This window comes from Arthrobacter sp. PM3, from assembly GCF_003352915.1.
Lineage (GTDB): Bacteria > Actinomycetota > Actinomycetes > Actinomycetales > Micrococcaceae > Arthrobacter.
This window is the reverse complement of sequence record NZ_CP022314.1, coordinates 1,322,486-1,342,294: the sequence shown is the minus strand read 5'-3', so window position 1 is coordinate 1,342,294 and position 19,809 is coordinate 1,322,486. Positions and strand designations below refer to the sequence as shown.

Below are 19,809 nucleotides of genomic sequence, written 5' to 3'. Positions count from 1 at the left end.
GTTCGCAGGCGGTTGCCCCGGGGCGGACCACGTGGTGGCTCCCGGGGCAAAACTGAGTACTACCCACGCGCCGGGCTGGGACGTTGTTCGCAAAGGCAAGTAATCAGCACTCGTGACGGGCCAGCCGGGTACCGGCTTGGATAGGCAGTGGCATCGTCTCGATGCCGACGTCTAGCGCACTGGGGGTTGGTCGTGGCAATTCCGTCCGTCGAGTCCGGGTTTATGGTCTCTCCGGCCCCTCTGCGGGTGGCCGTCATAGGGGCAGGGTACTGGGGGCCAAATCTGGCCCGCAATTTCAAGGCCGCCCCCGACTGGGAGCTGGCGGCAATCGTGGACATGGACCGTTCACGGGCCGCCAAGCTGGCCGCAGCGAATGGCGACGTCACCGTCTGCGGTTCCGTGGAGGATCTCCTGGACACGGTTGACGTCGATGCCGTGGCCATCGCGACGCCGGCCCGGACTCACCACGGCATCGCCCTCACAGCCTTGCGGGCCGGAAAACACGTGCTCGTTGAAAAGCCGCTGGCCGACGGCCGGGCCAAGGGCCTGGAAATGGTCGCGGAAGCCGAAGACCGCGGCCTGGTTCTGATGGCGGACCACACATATTGCTACACCCCGGCGGTGCTAAAGATCCGCGAGCTGGTTGCCGACGGCTCCCTGGGCGAGATTCTGTTCATCGACTCCGTCCGGATCAATCTTGGCCTCATCCAGCCGGACGTGGACGTCTTCTGGGACCTCGCCCCCCACGACTTGTCGATCCTCGACTTCATTCTCCCCGGCGGCCTCAGGCCGGCGGAAGTCTCGGCCCACGGCGCGGACCCTCTCGGCACCGGCAACGCCTGTGTGGGCCACCTGACCTTCGCACTCCCGGCCGGCGGCATGGCCCACGTGCACGTGAATTGGCTCAGCCCCACCAAGATCAGGCAACTGGTGGTCGGCGGGTCGCGGCGCACGCTGGTCTGGGATGACCTGAACCCGCAGCAGCGGCTCAGCGTCTACGACCGTGGCGTCAGCCTGGACGCGCAGTCCCGTTCCGCCGCGGAGAGAAAGGCCTCGGCCATTTCCTACCGGCTGGGCGACACCTGGTCCCCGGCCTTGCCCGAACACGAAGCGCTCGGCCAGATGGTGGCCGAATTTGCCAGCAGCATCTGGCAGCGAAGGCCCGCGCGGACCAGCGGGGCGTCCGGGCTCCGCGTCCTCTCGGTGCTGGAAGCGGTCAGCAACAGCCTCGGCGCGAACGGACAGCCAAGCGCCGTCACAGGAAACGAATTTCAGCTGGAAGGAAGACGATGAGCACACTGCAGGGGGCTGGGGTCCTCGTGACCGGAGGGGCCGGAACCATCGGGTCCACCATTGTTGACCATTTGCTCGCCGCCGGAGCCGGGCGGATCGACATCCTCGACAACCTTGTCCGCGGACGCCGTGCCAATCTCGATGACGCAATGGAAAGCGGCCGGGTGCGCCTGGTGGAAGGCGACCTGCGTGACCGGGACCTGGTCCATGACCTCACGAGGGGCAAGGACATCGTCTTCCACCAGGCAGCCATCCGCATCACCCAGTGCGCGGAGGAGCCCCGGCTGGCCCTGGAGGTGCTCGTCGATGGCACCTTCAACGTGCTGGAGGCCGCCGCTGCCCACCGCGTCGACAAGCTCATTGCAGCCTCCAGCGCCTCGGTCTACGGCATGGCGGAGGAATTCCCCACCACCGAACGCCACCACCACCACAACAACGACACCTTCTACGGCGCGGCGAAGTCTTTCAACGAAGGCATGGCCCGCAGCTTCCGGGCCATGACCGGGCTGGACTACGTGCTGCTGCGCTACTTCAACGTCTACGGGCCGCGGATGGACGTGCACGGTCTGTACACCGAGGTGCTGGTGCGGTGGATGGAGCGGATTGCGGACGGCCAGCCGCCGCTGATCTTCGGCGACGGACGGCAGACCATGGATTTCGTCCACACCCGGGACATCGCGCGGTCAAACATCCTGGCCGCGGGGAGCAGCGTCCGCGAAGGCGTGTACAACGTCGCCAGCGGTTCCGAGACGAGCCTCCTGCAACTGGCCGAGGCGCTCCTGCGGGCCATGGATTCGGACCTGGCAGTGGAACACGGCCCGGACCGCGCCGTCAACGGCGTCATCCGTCGGCTGGCGGACACGACTGCGGCAACGCGCGATCTCGGCTTCACCGCCGAAACCGGGCTGGAGGAAGGACTGCGCGAACTCGTCGACTGGTGGCGTCCGCTGCGCGGCGAGATTGCCGCCGCCCGGGTAGGCGGTGTGAGGTGACCATCGACCAGGAGCAGCTCCAAGAGCAGACGCTGAGCCGGATCAACGTCATGAAGCCGTGGCTCGGAACCGAGGAAGCCGACGCCGTCGCCGAGGTCATCGCTTCCGGCTGGGTGGCACAGGGACCCCGCGTGGCCCGCTTTGAGGAAGCCTTTGCCGCAGCGCAACAAGCGCCGCATGCCGTCGCCGTGTCCAACTGCACCACGGCGCTGCACCTGGCGTTGAAAGTTGCCGGCGTCGGCCCGGGCGACGACGTCGTGGTTCCCTCCTTGTCCTTCATTGCCACCGCCAACGCCGCCGTCTACGTTGGCGCCCGGCCGGTATTTGCCGACGTCGAAACCGACACCGGGAACGTGTCCGCGCGCAGCATCGCGGCGGCCCTGACCCCGGCCACGCGTGCCGTGATCGTTGTGGACCAGGGCGGCATGCCGGTCGACCTCGACCCCATCCGCGAGCTCTGCGACCCCCTGGGCATCACTGTGATCGAGGATGCCGCCTGCGGGGCAGGGTCCACCTACAAGGGCAGTCCGGTAGGGGCGTCGGCCGAGCTTGCCGCATGGTCCTTCCATCCCCGCAAGATCCTGACCACAGGGGAGGGCGGCATGCTGACCACCCGCAACCCGGAGTGGGCATCCCGCGCCCGCCAGTTGCGCGAACATTCCATGAGCGTTTCGGCGAATGACCGGCACGCCAGCCTGCTGGCCCCGGCGGAAGAGTATGTGGAGGTCGGCTTCAATTACCGGATGACGGATATGCAGGCGGCCGTCGGACTGGTCCAGCTGGGCAGGCTTCAGGAGGCCGTCGCCCGGCGCCGCGGAATCGTCGCAGGATACCGGGCCGCCCTGGACGATGTCGAAGGCTTGCGGTTCAGCCAGGACCCAGCGTTCGGCACCAGCAATTTCCAGTCATTCTGGTTCGAGGTCCTGCCGGACTTCGGGCCGGGGCGGGAGGAACTGCTGGCACACCTGGCCCGGGACGGAATCTCGGCACGGCGCGGCATCATGGCCGCGCACCGGCAGCCGGCCTACGCAGGGCGGGACACCGGCGGGGCCGATCTGTCTGTGACTGAACGGCTCACGGACAACACCGTGATTCTTCCCGTCTACCACCAGTTGACGCCTGACGAGCAGTTCCGGGTGATCCACTCGCTCCGGACGGCCGGCGGGCGGAACCATGGATGAGCTGCTCCTCCTGGCTGCGAGCGGCCTGGCACGTGAAGTCCTCGCCGCCGTCCGCGAAAGCGGACAGTTCGATGTCATCGGGATCCTTGACGACGACGCCGGCAAGACCGGGACCATCGTGGATGGAACCCGCGTGCTGGGCCCGGCGAGTGACGTTCTGCGCTATCCGGGGGCCGGCGTCGTGGTCTGCGTCGGCGCCGGTGCCGGGCGCGCCCGGATTGTGGACCGGCTGGCCGCCCTCGGAGTGGCGGACCGCAGGTACGCCACCGTCATCGACTCGTCGGTCCGTATCCCGGCCGGATGCAGGATCGGCCGCGGCAGCGTCCTGCTGGGCCACGTCACCCTGACCGCCGGGGTCGACCTCGGTGAGCATGTGGTGGCGATGCCCGGAGTGACGCTGACCCACGACGACGTCGTGGAGGACTTCGCCACCTTTGCCGCCGGCGTTTCCCTGGGCGGCGGTGTCAGGATCGGTCGCGGCGCCTACCTGGGCATGAACGCCAGCGTCCGTGAAGGCGCCTCGGTGGGCGCCAACGCCACAATCGGCATGGGCGCCGCTGTCCTGACCGACGTGCCGGCTGGCGAAACCTGGGCGGGCGTGCCCGCACGCGTCCTGCGGGCCGCAATTCCGAGCGGAACGGCGGCCTAGGCCATGGGTGCCCGCACTGCAGCCAGAGACCAGGGGACGAGCGCACGGCAAAGCCTCAACCCGAACGCACGCCACGGAGTCCTCGTCCTCCTGACTCTTTACCTTGCTGCCCTGGGCTGCATCGGGTTTTGGCCCACACCGGTGGACCGGCCCCTCTCCGGATTCCTCGATGATGTCCTCTCCGTCCTGCAGGAGCACGCCCTGACGGCCGGCATCGACTACCACGTCGTGGAGGGCACGGCCAACGTCATCCTGTTCCTCCCCCTTGGCGCCTTCGTGGCCCTTTTGCTGCCCGTGCGCAAGTGGGGGCTGGCCGTCCTGGCCGGCCTCTTGGCCTCTGCGGCTATTGAAGCCGTCCAGTTCGTGATGCTCAGCCAACGCCAGGCCAGCCTCCGCGACGTCGTCAACAACACTCTCGGAGCCTTGCTGGGCGCACTGGTCATCAGGCTGGCGCGCACCCGGCCCCGGGCACCGGATCCTCAGCCCATCCCCAGTCCAGCAACCCCGCACGGCAGGAGTGACATGACAACGGTGGCGAACTCAGCAGACGTGGCCGAAACCGCCAGCATCGGTGAAGGCACCCGGATCTGGCACCTTGCCCAGATCCGCGAGGACGCGGTTCTGGGCGCGAACTGCAACATCGGCCGTGGTGCGTACGTCGGGCCGGGCGTGCAGTTGGGGGATAACTGCAAGTTGCAGAACTATGCCCTGGTCTATGAGCCGGCCCGCTTGGCCGACGGCGTCTTCGTGGGGCCGGCGGCCGTGCTGACGAATGACCTGTATCCGCGGGCCGTCACCCCGGACGGCACGCTCAAGGGCTCCGATGACTGGGTGGCCGTCGGCGTCACGATCGGCAAGGGTGCCTCCGTTGGCGCCCGCGCTGTGTGCATCGCCCCCGCGTGCATCGGCGAGTGGGCCACGGTGGCGGCAGGCGCAGTCGTGACCAAAGACGTACCGGCGTTCGCCGTGGTGGCGGGCGTGCCGGCGCGGCAGGTGGGCTGGGTGGGGGAAGCCGGGCATCCGTTGAAGCAGGACGACGGCGGCAGCTGGCTTTGCCCGGCCACGGGACGCCGGTACGTCGAAGCGAACGGGCAGCTGCTGCCCGAGGAAATGTCCTGAGGGGGCGACGACTTGATGATGAACAAAGTGGTGCCGGGCGGAACACCGGGCCACTTCACCGGACCGGACGGAACGGCGGATGTCGCCGTCGTCGTCGTGACGTATAACAGTTCACGCGACATCGGCGGGCTGCTGATGAGCCTGCGCACCGAGACCCGGGATCTGAACTTACGCGTGCTGGTCGCGGACAACTGCTCCAGCGACGGCACGCTGGGGCTGATCCGCCGCTCTGACCCGGACGTTATCGCGTTCTCCACCGGAGGCAACCTGGGATACGCCGGCGGCATCAATGCCGCCATGCGGCGGGCGGGGGACGCCGCCACCGTGCTGGTGCTCAACCCGGACCTCCGGGTCGAACAAGGCAGTCTGAAAACGATGCTGCACCGACTGCAGGCCTCGAAGGCCGGCGCCGTGGTGCCCCGGCTACTGGATCCGAGCGGGGAGCTCAGTCATTCGCTGCGGCGCGAACCAAGTATCGCGCGGACCGTCGGTGATGCGTTCCTCGGGCGGCGCGCGGCCCGCCGGCCGGACTGGCTCGCCACGAGTGATTTCGACGCGGAAAGCTACGACCACCCCCATCCGGTGCAATGGGCAACGGGAGCGGCCCTCCTGGTGCGCCGTGCGGTCGCAGATGCCGTGCCATGGGACGAATCGTATTTCCTGTATTCGGAGGAGGTCGATTTCTTCCGTCGCCTGCGGATGCTGGGCGAGACTGTCTGGTATGAACCGGGCGCGACCATGACCCATGCGGGCGGTGGGTCCGGCGCGTCGCCGGAATTGAACGCGCTGCTGGCTGTCAACTGCATCCGCTACATCCGCAAACACCATTCGGCGGCCTATGCGGCGGCTTTCCGCGGCGCGGTCATCCTGTCAGAGACCCTGCGCTGCTGGAAGGCTGACCGTAAGGGTGTGCTGCGGACGGTCCTGAACGAACAGCTCTGGGCCGGCCTGCCCGGGCCCACCACACCGACTCCGCTGGAGGACTTCCCCGAGGGCTCTGTGATCATCCCGGCACACAATGAGGCTGCAGTCATAGCGCGGACTCTGGCGCCACTGGCGCCGCTGGCTGCAGCAGGAGCGGTTGATGTTTTCGTCGCCTGCAACGGCTGCACCGACGACACGGCAGGGATCGCCCGCGGATTCGAGGGCGTGACCGTGCTTGAGATCGACCAGGCGTCCAAGTCCGCCGCTTTGAACGCAGGCGATGCCGCCGCCACCCGGTGGCCGAGGCTGTATCTGGATGCTGACATCCAGATCACCCCGGCGGCGGTCCGGGACGTGCTGGCCGCACTGGCTCCGGGTGGCCTGCTGGCGGCACGCCCCGCTGTCCGCTTCGACCTGGAGGGTGCCCATCCGCTGATCCACGCCTACTATGGCACGCGGCGGCGTCTGCCGTCGACACACAACGGGCTTTGGTCGGCGGGCGCCTACGGGCTCTGCAAGGCCGGACATGAACGGTTCGCGGAGTTCCCGGACGTGGTCGGGGACGATCTCTTCGTGGACCGGCTTTTCTCGCCGGCGGAGAAAGCGGTCCTCAACGTGGAGCCGGTGGTGGTACGCCCCCCGCGGACTCCCAGCGCCCAGCTGGCGGTGCTGAACCGGGTCTATCGTGGCAATACCCAGCAGAACCGGGCGGAAGGACGCCGCAGCACGGCCCGCGACACGCTGCAGGAGGTTGTCCGATCCATCCGCGGACCGCTCTCCGCTGTCAACGCGGCCGTGTATCTGGGGTTCGCGGTTGCCGGCCGGCGGGGTGCAGCGCCCGCAGGCGGGTGGGAACGCGACGAGAGCAGCCGTCTGCCGGCGACGCCCGGGCAGGATTCGCCCTAGTCCGCCGGCACGGACCATCTAGCGTGCCACTGGCCGGTGCGCCACGATTTCGGCGAGTTCGGCCAGCCGGTGCGCACGGGCGGACTCGGCCGGGGTGAACGGCTCGCCGGGACGGGAAAACGTGATGGGCCCGTGCCACGCTGTCGGGATCTTCAGGACCGTGCCCTCCGGGCCCGCCGCCGGCAAGGCGGCGCCGCGGACGGGCGCGGTGACGATCCTGGCCCGCAGCAGCTCCGCGACGGCCAGCGGCAGCTCGTCCGGGTTCGCCGCGATCCGGGCGGCCAGGCTCAGCGCCCCCGTCTGGCCGTCGGCCATGGCCAGGGCGGTGGTGGGCCAGACGTGCGGGTGGGCCCCGCCGCCCGCGCGCAGCGCCCGGAGGAGGTCGGCCTCACGGATCCCGCCGGGCGCGGCAAGCACGAATTCGTCCAGGACTCCGCCGGTGACCGGGTGGACGTGGATGCTGAGAATGTTCGTGTCCAGGCCGGCCAGGGCCTGCGTGAGTTTCTGCAGCGACCCGGGCCGGTCTTTCAGGACGGTCCGGGCCCGCCACAGGGCCGGCGCGGCGACGAGGCGTTTGCGGTGGCGCAGCGCCGGGGCGTGCAGCCAGCCGCGCAGGATCCGGGCTGCCGAAGGCTCGGCCACCCAGATCACCAGCACGGTCGCGGTCATGGTCAGGACCAGGACCTTGGCAACATACGGCAGGTGCGTGCCCACCACCGCCGCGTGAACCAGCAATTCGATCGGAAGCATCACCGCGATATTGGCCAGGGTCAGCCGCGCCTTGGGCGGCTCGGGCATCTGGCCGCACACTTCGCAGCTTAACTCGGAGGTCGCCGCGGGCCGGTTCCTGCGCCGGGTGTTGCCAAAGGCGTTTCGCGTCATGCCCCCATGATTCCGGTCCGCTGTTTCGGCCGGGTTGCCGCCGGGTGACGGTTTCGGACGGCCGCCGGGTGCTGCCAGCGGCTCCTAGTAGCGACTGGTCGCGTGGCGGGGACGGGACTCGTCCGCGTCGTCATCCAATGCCTCGGCGTCACCCGCGGGGCCGGCGCTGCGGCCGTCGGGGTCCGGGCCGGCCAAGCGGGCCAGCAGGTCCCGGATCTCGGCCAGCAGTGCGGTTTCAGCCGGGATGGGTTCTTCCTCCGGCTCGGCCGCACCCAGCCGGTTCTTGACCATGGTGTTGATCCGGTTCATCGGCGCCACGAAGATGAAGTACACCACCGCCGCCGTGATCAGGAAAGTCAGGAAGGCCGTCACCACGGCGCCGATGTTGACGAACGTCTTGTCATTGCCCGGCCAGATGTGGAAGCCCAGGCCCTGGGTCTCGACGCCGCCGGCCGCCGCGATGATCGGATTCACGATGTTTGTGGTGAAGGCACCGACCAGGGCCGTGAAGGCGGTGCCGACGACGACGGCGATGGACAGTTCGATCACGTTGCCGCGCAGGATGAAATCCTTGAATCCTTTGAGCATGGGAACCTCCGGTGTGCGTTGCTGGGACTCAGGGTGTTGCTTCAACCGGTAGACGCTACCACCTCGGGCCCGCGCGGCAGATTCCGATCAACGGGCGCCAATGCGCCGCCGGGGCCGTGCACGCGTAAAATTCAGCGTGGATGCCAGTGCCGCCGTCGAACCACCAGACTGCAACGAAAGGCGCCCGACCCATGAAGGAATCCCCGTGAGGCCGGCGCGTTGAAACTGCTTGCCGAAATGTTCACCATGGCCCCGGCGAACAAGGACCATCAGGTCGCGCTCCGCTGCGCCGTGGGCGTCTTCGTCCCGCTGATCACCCTGGTGCTGCTGGGCCGGCTGGATCTGGCCATCTTCGCCTCGTTCGGCGCCTTCGCCGGCATCTACGGCCGGAACGAGCCGCACGCCAGGCGCCTGCGGCTGCAGGTGCGGGCCGGCGGCCTCATGCTGGCGGTCATCTTCCTGGCCGCCCTCACTGCCCGGGTCGACGCGTTGGCCGGGCTCTCGGCGGAAGGCACCACCTGGGTCCTGGTCGGGGCCACCACCGTCGTGGCGGGCGCCTGCTCGCTGGTGGTTGCCTGGTGGCGCCTGCGCCCCTCCGGGTCCCTGTTCCACATCTTCGCGTTCGCCGCCATCGCGTCGATCCCCAATCAGCCGCCGCTGTGGCAGTGCATGCTGGCGGCGGTACTGACGGTTGTGTTCTCCCTCCTGGTCGGCCAGTCCGCCCGCGTCGCCCGCAGCCACCGGACCCCGTGGGTGAGGTCGAAGCCCCCGGCCCTGACCCCGCGCGAGAAGCGGGCGGCGTGGCAGGAAAGCGCCGGGTACGTCGTGGCGGCGGGCCTGGCCGGAACCCTGGGGACGCTGGCCGGTGAATGGCTCGGCGTCGGCCACAACTACTGGGCGATGGTGGCCGCCGTCGTTCCGCTCGTGGGGCACAGCACCCGGCATCGCGTCAGCCGCGGCCTGCAGCGCATCGCGGGCACCGCCCTTGGCCTGGTGCTGCTCGCCGGGATCCTGCTCCTGCAGCCGACGCCGTGGCAGACCGTGCTGGTGATTGCCGCCTGCCAGTTCGGCGCCGAAATGTTCATCGCGCGGCAGTACATGCTCGCGCAGGTCTTCGTCACCCCGCTGGCCCTGACTTCGACGCTGCTCGTGGCACCCGTCCCGCCCGGCATCCTGCTCCGCGACCGGATTGTGGAGACCGTCATCGGCGCCGCCGTCGGCATCGCCGTCGTGCTGGCGCCGGGCGCCTGGCGGCGACTGGCCGCACGCCGCGGCTAGGCCCCGCGTCCCCCGGATGCGTCTACTGGCGCCCGACGCCGGCGCCGGTGCGGGACACCGCGGCGACGGTCTGCGGAACGAAGGCCAGGGCGAGGACCGCCAGGACCGCGGCCGCGGCGAAGACATAGAAGCCCCAGGGGTAGGCGATGCCGGCGGCTACCAGCGCCCCGGTCACGGCCGGGCCCAGGATGGCTCCCAGCCGGCCCACCCCGGCGGCGAAGCCGAGGGCCGTGCCGCGCAGGCGGACGGGGAAGAGCTGGCTGACCCAGGCATAGACCAGGACCTGCGAACTGAAGACGAATACGCCCGTGACGAAGACGGCCGCGTACAGCACGATTTCGTTCTGGATCTGGATGCTGAGCGCGGCCAGGAACACGGCGGACAGGCCAAACCAAAGCAGGACGATCTTCTTGGTGCCGTGCCGGTCCGCCAGGACACCGGCGATCAGCAGGCCCACGACGGCGCCGACGTTGAGCACCAGGAGCAAAGCCAGGCCGGCGTTCAGGCCGTAGCCGGCCGAGGCCATGAGCTGCGGCAGCCAGGTGTTCAGGCCGTAGACCAGCAGTAGCCCCATGAAGGACGCCACGGCCACGCCGGCCGCAATCAGCGGGTAGGGTTTGCGGGCCAGATCGCGGAAACTGGCCCGCTCTTCCGCGGGTGCCGCGGCTGCTTCAGCCTTGGCGGCCTCGGGGTGGTGGTGCACCGGCGGGAGGGTTTCCGGGAGCTTGAACCACAGGAACGGGACGAGGGCAAGGCCGGCGAGGCCGCCCACCACGAACATGGTCCGCCAGCTGGGAATCACCATGAGGGCCAGGAAGGCGGTCGCGACGGCGCCCACGTGGTAGCCGGTCATGGTCCGGGTGGTGGACTTGCCCGCCGTTCCGGCCGGTGCGTAGTCGTTCATGTAGGCCAGGGCGGCGGGCAGGCAGGCGCCCAGGCCCAGGCCGGCGAGCAGCCGGAACGTGCTGAACAACGCCACGTTCGGCGCGAAGACGACGGCGATCGTGAACACCGAGAACCAGGCCACGCAGGCCACCAGCAGGTTTCGCCGGCCGAACCGGTCCGACAGCGGGGCGATGAAGAGGGCGCCAAGCCCCACGCCCACCAGCGAAATGGTCGCCGCGAACGTCGCCCCGACGGCGTCGAAGCCCAGCTCGTGCGACTTGATGAGTGTGGGGATGACCGTGCCGAGGACCACCAGGTCAAAGCCGTCCAGCACCATGGCCAGCCAGCAAAGCCACACGGGCCACCGTGACTTGTTCTCCAATGACGACGTTGACATTGCTACCTCAGCGATACTGTTGACGTGATTTCCTGTGCCCGGCCGGCGCCGGCCGCGGCTTTTCTAACGTGAGAGTTCTATCACCCCCGGGTGTTGCATGGGACACTTCATACCATTCAACGGAAGGGGCATCGTGGCCAATTCGAACTCCGGTGACTCCGTGGTGGACCGGGTCCTGCGCCTGATCGCCGCCTTCCCGGCCGGCGTGACGGCGTTGCCGCTCTCGGAGCTGGCCGCGAGGGCGGAACTTCCCCTGACCACGGCGCACAGGCTCGTCCGGCAGCTGGCCGGCCACGGGCTCCTGGATGTCGGCCCCGGCGGCTCGGTGAGCCTGGGCCTGCGGCTGTGGGAAATCGTCAACCGCAACTCGCCCACGCTCGAGCTCCGCCAGGCCGCGCTGCCCTTCATGGAGGACATCCAGCAGGTGCTGAATCAGAACGTGAACCTCGCCGTGCTGGACGGCTGGGAAGCGCTCTTCGTGGAGCGGCTGTCCCGTCGGGGATCGGTGGCCAACCGCGCACAGGTGGCCGGCAGGATGCCCGTGCACGTGTCCTCCGCGGGACTGGTGCTCATGGCCCATCAGCCCCACGCTGTCCAGATCGACTACCTCGAACGGTTCAGCGATCCGACCGGCCGGCTGGGCACCGAGGAGCTCCGCACCCTCCTTGGTGAGGCGGCCCATCAGGGTTATGCGCAGCTGGCCGGCGTCGTGGACCCGGATGCCTGGGGGATCGCGGTGCCCGTGCTCGACCGCAGGAAACGGGCTGTGGCGGCCCTCGGCGTCGTCGTCCCGCTCCGCGAAATGCGCCTGCAGGCTCTCGTCCCGGCCCTCCAGACCGCGGCCCGCGGGATCGGCCGGCGGCTGGGCGAGCCGCGCGATGCTATTGGTTTCCATTCAACGGAATCCTTGTAACGCGCATCACGCGCCGGGGGGCACACTGTTAGCCAGATGACCATTCCGGCCCCCGGCTCCTGACCCACACAATCCGCCAGGGAGCCCCGCAACGAAGCGAGAAGCACATGGCACAGCGAAAAATCCTCACCACCCAGGTCGCGATCATGGGTGCCGGCCCGGCCGGCCTCATGCTGTCCCACCTGTTGGCCAAGGCCGGCATCGAATCCACCGTCCTCGAAATCCGCAGCCACCGCGAAATCTCTGAGACGGTCCGGGCCGGCATCCTGGAACACGGCTCCGTCAACATGCTCGTCGACAGCGGTGTCTCCGACCGTGTCCTGCGCGAAGGCGACCGCCATGACGGCATCGAACTGCGGTTCAACGGCGAAAGCCACCGGATCGACTTCAAGGACCTCGTCGGGGAATCGGTCTGGCTCTACCCGCAGACGGACGTCTTCCTGGACCTCTCCGCACGGCGAAAGGACGACGGCGGGGACGTCCGGTACAGCGTCACGGACACCACCATCCATGACATCGAAGGCAAGCCCAAGGTCTGGTTCACGGATGCCGACGGCGTGGAATTCGAACTGCAGGCCGACTTCATCGCCGGGGCCGACGGCTCGCGCAGCCATTGCCGCTTCCAGATCCCCGAGGCGCAGCGCAAGTGGTACTTCCACGAATACCCGTTCGCCTGGTTCGGCATCCTGGCCGAGGCGCCGCGCAGCTCCGACGAACTGATCTACGCCAACTCCGCGAACGGCTTCGCCCTGATCAGCCAGCGCACCGAGACAGTCCAGCGGATGTACTTCCAGTGCGACCCCAACGAGGACGTCAACGACTGGAGCGAGGAGCGGATCTGGGACGCCTTCCGCAGCCGCGTCAACGGCAACGGCTTCGAGGTGAAGGAAGGACCCGTGATCGACAAGACGGTCCTGAAATTCCGGAGCTTCGTCCACACCCCCATGCGGCACGGGAACCTGTTCCTCGCCGGCGACGCCGCGCACACCGTGCCCCCCACCGGCGCCAAGGGCCTTAACCTGGCGCTGAACGATGTCAGGGTCCTGTTCGAGGGATTCGACAGCTTCTACTCCACCGGCTCCACCGCGCTCCTGGACGCCTACAGCGACCGCGCCCTGGACAGGGTGTGGAAGGCACAGCAGTTCTCCTACTGGATGACCTCCATGCTGCACACCCCGGCCGACGCCGACGACTTCGCCCGCGCCCGCCAGCTCGGCGAGCTCCACTCCGTGGTGTCCTCCCGGCACGGCCGCGCCTACCTCGCCGAGGCCTACACGGGCTGGCCGGGAGCACGGTAGGGCCGCCCCGGCCGGGTTTCGTTTTTCCGTCGACAGGCCTACGGGCCAGGACTAGCCTTTAACCGTCCCAGCATGACCCGACAAGGATGACGGAGAGGTGTCCGATCATGGGAACCGCAGAGAATGTTGAGCTGGTCCGGCGGGGTTACACGGCCTTCAACTCAGGGGATATGGCGACCCTCAGCGACATGTTCGCGGAGGACGCAGTCTGGCACGTTGCCGGCAGCGGCGTGCTTTCCGGAACCAAACAGGGCCGCGACGCGATCCTGGCCTACTTCGGTGAACTCGGAGCGCGCACCCAGGGCCAGTTCCAGGCCGACGTCCAGGACATCGTCGGCGGGGACAAGCACACCGTAGCGATCCAGCAAACCCGCGCCACCAACAACGGAAAGACCCTGGACATGCCCACCGTCATCACGTTTGTGGTCCGCGACGGAATGATCACGGAAGGGCGCGAGTTCTTCGAGGACACGGCGAAGGCAGACGACTTCTGGACCTGACGGGCGCCCGTCCTGAAGTTCAGTCCTGGTCCAGGGTTGCGGTCAGGTGGTGGTTCGGAATCCGGTCCCGGTCGTAGGTGATCTCGGTGTACCCGTGAGGCTCAGGCTTCCCGGCCGGGTTCAGGTTCACGAAGACTATCTGGTCAATCGTGAGGATGCTCTGCCGCGTGATCATGTTCCGGACCTCGGCGCGCATGGTCAGCGACGTCCGGCCGAAGCGGGTCGCGGTCAGGCCCATTTCGATCAGGTCGCCCTGCACGGCCGAGCTGACGAAGTTGATCTCGGAGATGTACTTGGTGACAGCCCGGCCGTTGCCCAGTTGCAGGATGGCGTAGATGGCCGCCTCCTCGTCGATCCACTTCAGCAGGCTGCCGCCGAAGAGCGTGCCGTTGGCGTTGAGGTCCTCGGGCCGCACCCATTTGCGGGTGCGGAAAGTGATGTCGGCCGGTTCCATAGTGCGAGGTTAGCCGACTCCGTGCCGGGACGGCTTTGTGTGACGGCTGAGCCGTGCCGCCCTAGGCCATGGCGGTGTGCGCGGCACTGTGCGAGTCGATCGGCTTCGCGTAGCAGTGCGAGTGCTTCACGCCGATGTACGGGCCGAAGTTCGGCACGGACACGAAGCCGGCATTCTCGTAGAACTGCCGTCCGTCGGTCTGCACCGAGCCGGCCTCCGCGGTCAGGGTGGTGATCCCCAGGGCATGGGCATGGGCTTCGAGGGCCGCCAGGATGGAGCTCGCCACCCCGGAGCCGCGCGTGTAGGGCAGCACGTAGAGCCGCTTGATTTCGGCCGTGCGGGCGTCCAGCATGCGCAGGCCCCCGCACCCGACCGGCTGGCCGGAGGCTTTGTCGTGCGCCACCAGGAACACGGCCGTGTCCGCTTCCGACGGCGGCGGCCCGGGTTCGTGGTCCGGCCGGCCGAACCGGGCGTCGAGTTCGGCCTGCTGGGCGGCCCGGAGGTCGGCGCCGACCGGGTTGGCCCAGGTGACCTGACGGATATTGAGCCGCGGATTGGTCTGCATGACTGCCTCGATTCGCCGAAGGGTTATGCAGTCCAAGGCTAGGCAGCAGTGGTTTCCGCTGTGTTTCCTCCCGGTAAGCGTCGGGAGAATTGTGGCGGTCAGCGCCGCACGAGTGTCCGCAGGAGTTTCAACGCCACGGAGATCGAGGCGATATCCACCTGCCCGGGCTTGGTGACCTCGGCGAAGGTGTCCTTGATCCGGCCCAGCTGTTCCTGGTGACCGCGTTCCCATTCGACGATGCGTTCCACGGCATCCGACGTGCCGGCGTCGGCGCCCTGGCCCCGGGTCGTCTCCATGACGGAGACTGTCATGTCCGCCACCGCGGAATACACGTCATCGCGCAGGGCGGCCCGGGCGAGGGCCTCCCAGCGGCTCTGCCGGGGCAGGTCGGTGATGCTCAGGAGCAGGTTCGCGGCGCCGATCCGCTGGAAGACGGCGTAGTACAGGTCGGTGATGGTGAGGACGGGTTCGCGCACCTGCTCGGAGATCAGGGAGATGTCCAGAAGCCCGAAACTTTCCAGCATGTCCGAGGCGCGCATTCCCAGCTCGCGGGGCATTCCCACGGCGTCCCAGTGCACGAGCCGCTCCTGCACCCGGTCCAGGTCGGAGCCGCGGAGGTAGTCCACGGTGCGCGTCCGCAGGAGGTCCAGGGTAGGCATGATCCTGCCCAGGGCCGCGTCCACGGGCTGGTCCCGGTGGTCGTGCGTGACGTACCACCGGGTGGCCCGGTCCAGGATCCGGCGCATGTGCAGGGTCGCTTCGGCGATGTGTTCGTTGGGGTAGCCGGCAGGCAGTGCGGCCAGCCGGTTGACGATCCACGGGAGGTCGTACGCTTCCCGCGCCACCACGAAGGCCTTGGCAACAACGGCGGCCGTGGCGGTGGTCTCCTCGATGGCACGGAAGGCGAAGGTGATGCCGCCGAGGTTGATCATGTCATTGGCCATCACCGTGCACACGATCTGGCGGCGCAGCGGGTGCGTGTCCAGCTCGGCCTCGAAGCGTGCGGACAGCTGGTGCGGGAAGTAGCCGCGCAGGACCCGCCGGAACCACGGGTCCTCGGCCAGGCCGCTGGCGTTGAGCTCGGCTGCCAGTTCGATTTTCGCGTAGGCGGCCAGCACCGCCAGCTCCGGTGCGGTCAGGCCCGCACCGGAACGTACCCGTTCCCGGAGTTGCTTGCTGCTGGGCAGGCCCTCGAGCCTGCGGTCGAGATCGGTGGCGTTCTCAAGCCAGTCGATGGTCCGTTCGAAGCCGTGGCTCCAGTCCAGCACCAAGTGCCGGTCGTTGAAGAGCAGCACATTCTGGTCCGTGTTGTTGGCCAGGACGAGCCGGGCTACTTCGTCGGTGAGGGAGTGCAGGAAGCCGGTGCGCTCGGCCGGCCGCATCTTTCCCGCAGCGATCATCCGGTCCACGAAGATCTTGATGTTCACCTCATGGTCCGAGCAGTCCACGCCGGCTGAATTGTCGATCGCATCGGTGTTGAGCAGGACCCCGCCCAGGGCGGCCTCAATCCGGCCAAGCTGCGTAATGCCCAGGTTTCCGCCTTCGGCGATGATTTTCGCCCGGACCTCATTGCCGTTGACCCGGATGGGATCGTTCGCCTTGTCGCCAACCCCGGCGTTGTCCTCCGTCGAGGCCTTGACGTACGTCCCGATGCCGCCGTTGTAAAGCAGGTCCACGGGCGCCCGGAGAATCGCCTGCAGCAGCGCATGGGGCGGCAGCGACACGGTGCCGGGGTCCAGCGCCAGCGCGTCCCTGACCTGGTCCGTGATGCGGATCGACTTCGTCCGGCGGGAGTGGACGCCCCCGCCGTCGCTGATCAGCGCAGGGTCGTAATCCGCCCACGAGGAGCGGGGGAGGGCGAAGAGCCGGCGTCGTTCCTCGAACGACGCCGCGGCGTCCGGCGCCGGGTCAAGGAAGATGTGCCGGTGATCGAAGGCCGCCACAAGCCGGGTGTGGCGGGAGAGCAGCATCCCGTTGCCGAAGACGTCGCCGCTCATGTCGCCGACGCCGGCCACGGTGAAATCCTGTTCCTGGCAGTCCACCCCGAGTTCGCGGAAATGGTGCTTCACCGATTCCCACGCCCCGCGGGCCGTGATGCCCATCTGTTTGTGGTCATAGCCAACGGTCCCGCCGGAGGCGAAGGCGTCGCCCAGCCAGAAGCCGTATTCCGCGGCCACCGCGTTCGCGGCGTCGGAAAATGACGCTGTTCCCTTGTCCGCCGCCACCACGAGGTAGTAGTCGTCGGCGTCGTGCCGCACCACCCGCGCCGGTGGCACGACTGTTTCGCCGTGTGCGGTGGTGACGAGATTGTCGGTGACGTCCAGCAGGCCCCGCACGAAAATCCGGTAGCACTCCAGCGACTCCGCCAGCCAGGCGTCACGGTCCGCGGCCGGGTCGGGCAGGTGCTTGGGATAAAAACCGCCCTTCGCGCCCGTGGGCACAATCACCGAGTTCTTCACGTTTTGCGCCTTGACCAGGCCCAGGACCTCCGTGCGGAAGTCCTCGCTGCGGTCGGACCAGCGCAGGCCGCCCCGGGCCAGCGCCCCGAACCGCAGGTGGACGCCTTCCACGCGCGGCGAGTAAACCCAGATTTCGTATTTGGGCCGCGGAAACGGCGCACTCGCGATCGCGGCGGGATTCAGCTTCAGGCTCAGGTGGGGGCGGTGTTGGAAGTAGTTGGTGCGGAGTGTGGATTCCACCAGGTTCATGAACGTCCGCAGCAACCGGTCGGCGTCGAGGACGGGGATGTCCTCGATCGCGGCCAGCAGCTCCTTTCGCGCAGCCTCGGTGTCCCCGAGCCTGCGCGGCGCCGTCAGGCCCGGATCAAACTTGGCCCGGAACAGCGCCAAAAGCGCGCGGGTGGCCCGGACGTTGGCCAGCAGGGTATCGGCCATGAAGCCGTAGGAGGTCGTTGTGCCCAGCTGCTGCAGGTACTTGGCATAGCTGCGCAGGATCGCCGCCTGGCGCCATTGAATGCCCTCCCGGAGGACCAGGGCGTCAAAGCGGTCCGACTCCGAGTCCCCGCGCATGGCCGCCGCGAAGGCCTCCCCGAGCAGGCCGCTGGTCAGGGCCGGATCGATGCCGGCCGGGTACCGGACGCCGAGGTCGTAGAGGAACAGCGGCCGGCCGCTCCCGCGCAGCAGGTCGAAGGGCCGCTGGTTCAGCACCTCCAGCCCGAGGTTGTGGAAGAACGGCAGGATCCGGGTCAGGCTGTGGGCGGCGGTCAGGTAGAGCCGGATCCGGGCATCCTCGGCCGGGTTCCGGGCGGGCGCGGGGGCCGCAACCGGGCGGACCTGGACGGCCAGCTGCGGATCGTTCAGCTGACGGCCGCCCGCGCCGTCGAGGTCGAACTGCTCAAACCGGATAATGTCCTCAACGGCGTCCTCGACGTCGAAATCGGCCCGGTAGCTGGCCGGGAAGGCGCCGGACCATAACGCGGACAACCGGCGGGCCTCCGCGGACGGCAGCCGGCCGCGGAGCGCCTCGTCCAGGCCCTGGGCCCAGGTCCGCGTCGCACTGATCACGCTGCGCTCCACGGCGGCGGGGTCGACGTCGGGCATGCCGCCGGCCGGCAGCAGGATCCGGAAGAACACGCGGGCCATCGGAGAGCCGCCCAACCGGACTTCGAATTCGAGCGAGGCGGACCCGAAAGCCTGCTTGAGCTCGTTTTCGATCCTGAGGCGCACGGCGGTGCTGTACCTCTGGCGGGGCAGGAAAACCAGGGCGGTCATGAAGCGTCCGTAGCTGTCCGAGCGCAGGAACACCCGCGTCTGGTGGCGGGCCTGCAGGAGCAGGATCTCCCGGGCCAGCCCGGACAGTTCATCCAGGTCCCGGTGGAACAGCTCATCCAGGGGGAAGGACTCGAGGACGCTGAGGAGCTGCCTGCCCGGGTGGGAGGTCTCGCTGTGGCCGAGATGGTCCAGGATGGCGCGCACTTTGTCCCGGATGACTGGGATGCGCCGCACGGACCGGCCCGTGGCGCCCGGGGTGAAGAGGCCCACGAACCGCACCTCGCCGGTGGCCCTTCCCGCGCCGTCAAAGGTGCGGATGAGGAATTCGTCGAGGTAGGCCGGGCGCGGCACCGACGATCTCAGGTCCGAAATGGCGAGGGTGAGGGCCTGCTCATGCGGCATCCCGTTGACGGGCTGGAGCGCCTCCGGCCGGCCGTCCCTGAGCAGGCCCAGCCCCGCGCCGGTCCGCACGGTCACGACGTCGGGTCCCTCCGCCGTCGGGTAGTCATACTCGCTGTACCCCAGGAACGTGAAGTTGCCGTGGTCCAGCCAGCCCAGGAGCTCCGCCAGCTGCGCCGGCGCAGGAACCGTGCCGGCCGGAAGCCGGTCCAGGGAGGTGATCGCCCGGGCAAGGCAGGAGTGGATGGCGGGGGCGTCATCGGACACCAGCTGCACGTCGGCCAGGATGCGCCGCACAGTGCCGATGAGCTCAGCGATGGCCCGCGACCCCGGCAGGCGGCCTATCTCTGCCGCCACCCAGGTTTCGGCAAACCACCCCGGCGGGGCCTGGCCCGTGCCGGAAGCCGCCGTCCCAGGGCCGCCGGCGCCCCGGCCGGGCAGTCCTGACGGGGGCGAGCTGTGCCGCACCTCGGTCAGCCGGTCCGTCCGCGGATCCCGGCGCACCAGGAAACCGGGATGCACCAGCAGCCGGACGGACTCGTTGCGCCGGCCCAGTTCGGCGGTGAGGGAATGGATCAGGTGCGGCAGGGCGTCCGCAACCACCAGCAGGACGCTGGCGTCGCTCTCCGTGAGGATGCTGACCGCCGCCGTGCCTGCGGGGCGGCTGTCGGCCAGTTCCGCATGTCGCCGGGCCCGCCGCTCCAGGTCTTCGGGGCTGTAGCCCTGCAGGTCCTCCGCCGCGGCGTGCTCGTAGTACGCCGCGAGGAACTGGTCATCGAACCCGGGGAAGACGCCGCCGGGCGCATGCCCCGGGTGCTCCGATTTGCGTGACATGCCCCTGCGCCTCCACTGCGC

General features: G+C 68.6%; 16 protein-coding genes and 1 pseudogene. 11 read left to right on the top strand and 6 right to left on the bottom strand.

Going from position 1 to position 19,809, the window contains the following annotated elements:
- Window positions 1-192: 192 nt before the first annotated feature.
- From CFN17_RS06190 to CFN17_RS06165, 7 genes and pseudogenes are all read left to right on the top strand, one after another.
- Window positions 193-1,293 (top strand): Gfo/Idh/MocA family protein, encoded by a 1,101-nt coding sequence (locus CFN17_RS06190; protein ID WP_395926408.1) that lies wholly within the window; start codon window positions 193-195, stop codon window positions 1,291-1,293.
- On the top strand, window positions 1,290-2,285 hold the full coding sequence (locus CFN17_RS06185; RefSeq protein WP_208750463.1) for an NAD-dependent epimerase/dehydratase family protein: 996 nt from the start codon (window positions 1,290-1,292) through the stop codon (window positions 2,283-2,285). Before CFN17_RS06190 ends, CFN17_RS06185 begins: the two co-directional genes overlap by 4 nt.
- Window positions 2,286-2,335: 50 nt before the next feature.
- Complete coding sequence (locus CFN17_RS06180; protein ID WP_208751365.1) at window positions 2,336-3,466, top strand: DegT/DnrJ/EryC1/StrS aminotransferase family protein; 1,131 nt, start codon at window positions 2,336-2,338, stop codon at window positions 3,464-3,466.
- Window positions 3,459-4,115: a NeuD/PglB/VioB family sugar acetyltransferase gene (locus CFN17_RS06175; RefSeq protein ID WP_208750462.1), complete on the top strand. Its 657-nt coding sequence runs from the start codon at window positions 3,459-3,461 to the stop codon at window positions 4,113-4,115. The genes CFN17_RS06180 and CFN17_RS06175 overlap by 8 nt, the downstream gene beginning before the upstream one ends.
- A 3-nt stretch (window positions 4,116-4,118) precedes the next feature.
- A pseudogene (locus CFN17_RS19905) lies at window positions 4,119-4,556 on the top strand (VanZ family protein); the annotation flags it as partial.
- 81 nt (window positions 4,557-4,637) lie between these two features.
- A complete protein-coding gene (locus CFN17_RS19900) occupies window positions 4,638-5,234 on the top strand; it encodes an acyltransferase (protein ID WP_261792441.1) in 597 nt (198 codons plus the stop codon).
- 15 nt (window positions 5,235-5,249) lie between these two features.
- Entirely contained in the window at window positions 5,250-7,064 is a 1,815-nt protein-coding gene (locus CFN17_RS06165) for a glycosyltransferase (protein WP_261792440.1), read from the top strand.
- Between the two features lie 18 nt (window positions 7,065-7,082).
- On the opposite strand, the gene CFN17_RS06160 is transcribed toward CFN17_RS06165, so the two are convergent.
- Window positions 7,083-7,946 carry an ACT domain-containing protein gene (locus tag CFN17_RS06160; RefSeq protein ID WP_208750459.1) on the bottom strand — a complete coding sequence of 288 codons (864 nt, stop codon included), beginning with the start codon at window positions 7,944-7,946 and terminating at the stop codon, window positions 7,083-7,085.
- Between the two features lie 84 nt (window positions 7,947-8,030).
- Window positions 8,031-8,534, bottom strand: a complete 504-nt coding sequence (gene mscL, locus CFN17_RS06155) for a large conductance mechanosensitive channel protein MscL (protein ID WP_208751364.1) — start codon at window positions 8,532-8,534, stop codon at window positions 8,031-8,033.
- 219 nt (window positions 8,535-8,753) lie between these two features.
- Between mscL and CFN17_RS06150 the strand changes: the two genes are divergently transcribed.
- Complete coding sequence (locus CFN17_RS06150) at window positions 8,754-9,812, top strand: FUSC family protein (RefSeq protein WP_208750458.1); 1,059 nt, start codon at window positions 8,754-8,756, stop codon at window positions 9,810-9,812.
- A 22-nt stretch (window positions 9,813-9,834) separates the two neighbouring features.
- Here CFN17_RS06150 and CFN17_RS06145 read toward each other — a convergent pair whose 3' ends face one another.
- A complete protein-coding gene (locus CFN17_RS06145; RefSeq protein WP_208750457.1) occupies window positions 9,835-11,094 on the bottom strand; it encodes an aromatic acid/H+ symport family MFS transporter in 1,260 nt (419 codons plus the stop codon).
- 133 nt (window positions 11,095-11,227) lie between these two features.
- Here CFN17_RS06145 and CFN17_RS06140 point away from each other — a divergent pair, with 133 nt between their 5' ends.
- The 3 genes from CFN17_RS06140 to CFN17_RS06130 all read left to right on the top strand — a co-directional run bounded on the left by CFN17_RS06140 (window position 11,228) and on the right by CFN17_RS06130 (window position 13,805).
- The gene (locus CFN17_RS06140) at window positions 11,228-12,007 is read left to right on the top strand and encodes an IclR family transcriptional regulator (protein WP_208750456.1); all 780 of its coding nucleotides are present in this window, start codon (window positions 11,228-11,230) and stop codon (window positions 12,005-12,007) included.
- A 107-nt stretch (window positions 12,008-12,114) separates the two neighbouring features.
- Window positions 12,115-13,305, top strand: coding sequence for a 4-hydroxybenzoate 3-monooxygenase (locus CFN17_RS06135; protein ID WP_208750455.1), 1,191 nt, complete (start codon window positions 12,115-12,117; stop codon window positions 13,303-13,305).
- A 107-nt stretch (window positions 13,306-13,412) separates the two neighbouring features.
- The gene (locus CFN17_RS06130) at window positions 13,413-13,805 is read left to right on the top strand and encodes a nuclear transport factor 2 family protein (protein WP_208750454.1); all 393 of its coding nucleotides are present in this window, start codon (window positions 13,413-13,415) and stop codon (window positions 13,803-13,805) included.
- A gap of 19 nt (window positions 13,806-13,824) precedes the next feature.
- Here CFN17_RS06130 and CFN17_RS06125 read toward each other — a convergent pair whose 3' ends face one another.
- The 3 genes from CFN17_RS06125 to CFN17_RS06115 all read right to left on the bottom strand — a co-directional run bounded on the left by CFN17_RS06125 (window position 13,825) and on the right by CFN17_RS06115 (window position 19,788).
- Window positions 13,825-14,259 carry an acyl-CoA thioesterase gene (locus tag CFN17_RS06125; RefSeq protein WP_208750453.1) on the bottom strand — a complete coding sequence of 145 codons (435 nt, stop codon included), beginning with the start codon at window positions 14,257-14,259 and terminating at the stop codon, window positions 13,825-13,827.
- Window positions 14,260-14,320: 61 nt separating this feature from the next.
- Entirely contained in the window at window positions 14,321-14,824 is a 504-nt protein-coding gene (locus CFN17_RS06120; RefSeq protein ID WP_208750452.1) for a GNAT family N-acetyltransferase, read from the bottom strand.
- A 98-nt stretch (window positions 14,825-14,922) separates the two neighbouring features.
- Window positions 14,923-19,788, bottom strand: a complete 4,866-nt coding sequence (locus CFN17_RS06115; RefSeq protein ID WP_208750451.1) for an NAD-glutamate dehydrogenase — start codon at window positions 19,786-19,788, stop codon at window positions 14,923-14,925.
- Between the last annotated feature and the right edge of the window lie 21 nt (window positions 19,789-19,809).

Bases quoted from the DNA above. Each gene is read 5' to 3' on its own strand.
- CFN17_RS06180 (WP_208751365.1), top strand. From the start codon at position 2,336: ATGAAGCCGTGGCTCGGAACCGAGGAAGCCGACGCCGTCGCCGAGGTC.
- CFN17_RS06125 (WP_208750453.1), bottom strand. From the start codon at position 14,259: ATGGAACCGGCCGACATCACTTTCCGCACCCGCAAATGGGTGCGGCCC.
- CFN17_RS06145 (WP_208750457.1), bottom strand. From the start codon at position 11,094: ATGTCAACGTCGTCATTGGAGAACAAGTCACGGTGGCCCGTGTGGCTT.
- CFN17_RS19900 (WP_261792441.1), top strand. From the start codon at position 4,638: ATGACAACGGTGGCGAACTCAGCAGACGTGGCCGAAACCGCCAGCATC.
- mscL (WP_208751364.1), bottom strand. From the start codon at position 8,534: ATGCTCAAAGGATTCAAGGATTTCATCCTGCGCGGCAACGTGATCGAA.
- CFN17_RS06115 (WP_208750451.1), bottom strand. From the start codon at position 19,788: ATGTCACGCAAATCGGAGCACCCGGGGCATGCGCCCGGCGGCGTCTTC.
- CFN17_RS06130 (WP_208750454.1), top strand. From the start codon at position 13,413: ATGGGAACCGCAGAGAATGTTGAGCTGGTCCGGCGGGGTTACACGGCC.
- CFN17_RS06120 (WP_208750452.1), bottom strand. From the start codon at position 14,824: ATGCAGACCAATCCGCGGCTCAATATCCGTCAGGTCACCTGGGCCAAC.
- CFN17_RS06160 (WP_208750459.1), bottom strand. From the start codon at position 7,946: ATGACGCGAAACGCCTTTGGCAACACCCGGCGCAGGAACCGGCCCGCG.
- CFN17_RS06185 (WP_208750463.1), top strand. From the start codon at position 1,290: ATGAGCACACTGCAGGGGGCTGGGGTCCTCGTGACCGGAGGGGCCGGA.
- CFN17_RS06165 (WP_261792440.1), top strand. From the start codon at position 5,250: ATGATGAACAAAGTGGTGCCGGGCGGAACACCGGGCCACTTCACCGGA.
- CFN17_RS06135 (WP_208750455.1), top strand. From the start codon at position 12,115: ATGGCACAGCGAAAAATCCTCACCACCCAGGTCGCGATCATGGGTGCC.
- CFN17_RS06175 (WP_208750462.1), top strand. From the start codon at position 3,459: ATGGATGAGCTGCTCCTCCTGGCTGCGAGCGGCCTGGCACGTGAAGTC.